At 58.5% G+C, this 2,370-nt stretch carries 2 protein-coding genes and 2 pseudogenes; all 4 read right to left on the bottom strand.

Translation table 11 applies throughout. The annotated features are described in order from the left end of the window. Window positions 1-541, bottom strand: a pseudogene (locus ACXRVY_RS24660) (peptidase M14); the annotation flags it as partial. 8 nt (window positions 542-549) lie between these two features. Then, window positions 550-1,248 (bottom strand): ABC transporter permease, encoded by a 699-nt coding sequence (locus ACXRVY_RS24665; protein WP_458238488.1) that lies wholly within the window; start codon window positions 1,246-1,248, stop codon window positions 550-552. A 13-nt stretch (window positions 1,249-1,261) separates the two neighbouring features. Continuing rightward, a complete protein-coding gene (locus ACXRVY_RS24670) occupies window positions 1,262-1,951 on the bottom strand; it encodes an ABC transporter permease (protein WP_223463963.1) in 690 nt (229 codons plus the stop codon). A 92-nt stretch (window positions 1,952-2,043) separates the two neighbouring features. Continuing rightward, a pseudogene (locus tag ACXRVY_RS24675) lies at window positions 2,044-2,370 on the bottom strand (ABC transporter substrate-binding protein); the annotation flags it as partial.

Raw genomic sequence — 2,370 nt, forward strand, 5'->3', positions numbered from 1 at the left:
GCATGTCATACAGCAGCATGATCGACTCGAAGTCGCAGTGCAGGTCCAGCACCACATCGGCATCACAGGCATGCTGCAGCAACAGGCGCCGCAAGCCATCGAGTTCCGATGTCGGTGCCGGCATGTTGGTGAAGGCGTCGCTCATGGCGCGGCGGATCAGTGCGATGTTGGCATTGGCATCGTCGCCCAGTTGACCTTCCAGCATCGGCTCCACGGCTTCGGCGAGCTCCGGGAAGTCGCGATTGAAATTCTTCCCGCTGGAGAATTCAAAGCGCCCCTGATGGGTGGCCTGGAACATCTGTGCGATACCAATCGGATTGGCCATCGGCACCAGTTCGATCACCCCGGTCAGGCGACCTTGATCTTCCAGTTCTTGCAGACTGCGCTTGAGTTCGACGGCAACGCGCATTCCCGGCAGTTCGTCGGCATGCAGGGAAGCCTGGATGTAGGCCTTGCGTTGCCCGCTGCCAAAACGAAACAGCGACAACTTTCGTTCCGTGCCCGAGGCACTCCACGGCAAAAGGTATTGAATGTGCTTCATAACGCTCCTTAGTGCTTGCGCGGTGCCAGATAGGCCAGCCAACGGCGCTCAGCCAGCTTGAACAGACGAACCAGGATGAAGGTCAGGGCCAGGTCGATGAGGCCGGCAGTGATGAATGCCTCGAACGGCAGATAGAAGCGCGAACTGACGGTTCGCGCGGCTCCGGTGATATCCACCAGCGTGACGATGGACGCCAGACTGGTGGTCTGCAGCAACATCAGCACTTCGTTGCTGTACTGCGGCAGCGCCCGGCGCAAGGCCGACGGCAGGAGGATGCGGCGGTACAAGGTCAGGCGCGACATGCCCACTGCTTTGGCGGCTTCGATCTCGCCGTGGGCCGTGGCCTTCAAACTGCCGGCCAGGAGTTCCGCGCTATAGGCGCTGGTATTGATTGCGAAGGCCAGGCAGGCACAAAAGGTCGCGCTGGACAGGTAAGGCCAGAGCACGCTTTGACGTACCGCTTCGAACTGCGCCAACCCGTAATAGATCAGGAACAATTGCACCAGCATCGGGGTGCCGCGAATCACATAGGTGTAGAGCCAGGCCGGGAAGTTGATCAGTGGTGATCGGGATACGCGCATCAGCGCTATGGGAACCGCAAGCACCAGACCAACGGCCAGGGAAATCAGCAGCACTTTCAGGGTCACCAAAGCGCCGTTGAAATACAGCGGCAGGTTTTCCCATATCAGGTTGTAGTCGAGAATCATGGGGGGCTCCCAGTCACAGTTCGGCGGCTTTGATGCCGACCGAGTAGTGTTTTTCCAGATAGCGCAGCACCAGCAACGACACGCTGGTCAGCATCAAGTAGAGCGCGGCAACCGCGAGGAAAAACGTGAACGGCTCATGGGTGGCGTCCGCTGCGTTTTTGGCTTTGAACATCATGTCCTGCAAACCGATTACCGAGATCAGCGCGGTGGATTTGGTGAGCACCAACCAGTTATTGGTGAACCCGGGAATGGCGAAACGAATCATCTGYGGCACCAGAATCCGCCAGAACACCTGAGCGCCACTCATGCCGTAGGCCGCGCCAGCCTCACCCTGACCTTTAGGGATCGCCATGAAGGCACCACGAAAAGTCTCCGAGAGATAGGCACCAAAAATGAAGCCCATGGTGCAGACACCGGCGATGAAGGGATTGATGTCGATGTACCGGGTGTAACCGAGTGCGAGGGCAATGCGGTTCATCAGATCCTGGCCGCCGTAGAAGATCAGCAGGATCAACACCAGGTCAGGAATACCGCGAATCAGGGTTGTATAACCTTCGCCCAGCACCGCCAGCCATTTGAACGGCGACAAACGAAAGGCTGCGCCGATCAGTCCCAGGGAAATGGCCATGGTCATGGAGGTCAGGGCCAGATTAATGGTCAGCCAGGCGCCATCGAGAATGCTCGATCCGTAGCCGTGAAGCATGATGAAATTCCTCAAGCGAGCGCAGGGAGGCGCACGAGACAAGCCAAAAGCGGCGCCCGCAAGGGGCCGGCGCCAGGGTTTCGGATGAAGGCTTATTCGCCATAGATATCGAAGGCGAAGTATTTACCCATCACTTGCTGGTACTTGCCATTGGCGCGGATCGCGTCAATCGCTGCACTCAGGCGTGCGACGTTCGCGCTGTCGCCTTTACGCACCGCGATCCCGGCACCTCTGCCGAAGTATTTCGGGTCATTGATGTCCGGCCCTGTCAGCGCGAAACCCTTACCCAATGGTGTTTTGATAAAGCTCTCATCGGTGTTGACGATGTCTGCAAGCGTGGCGTCCAGGCGACCCGCCGCCAAATCGAGGAAGGCTTCATTTTGCGAGGAGTAGCGCACCACCAGGGCGCCGGCTTTCTC

It is taken from the genome of Pseudomonas sp. P5_A2_2 (genome assembly GCF_054177685.1).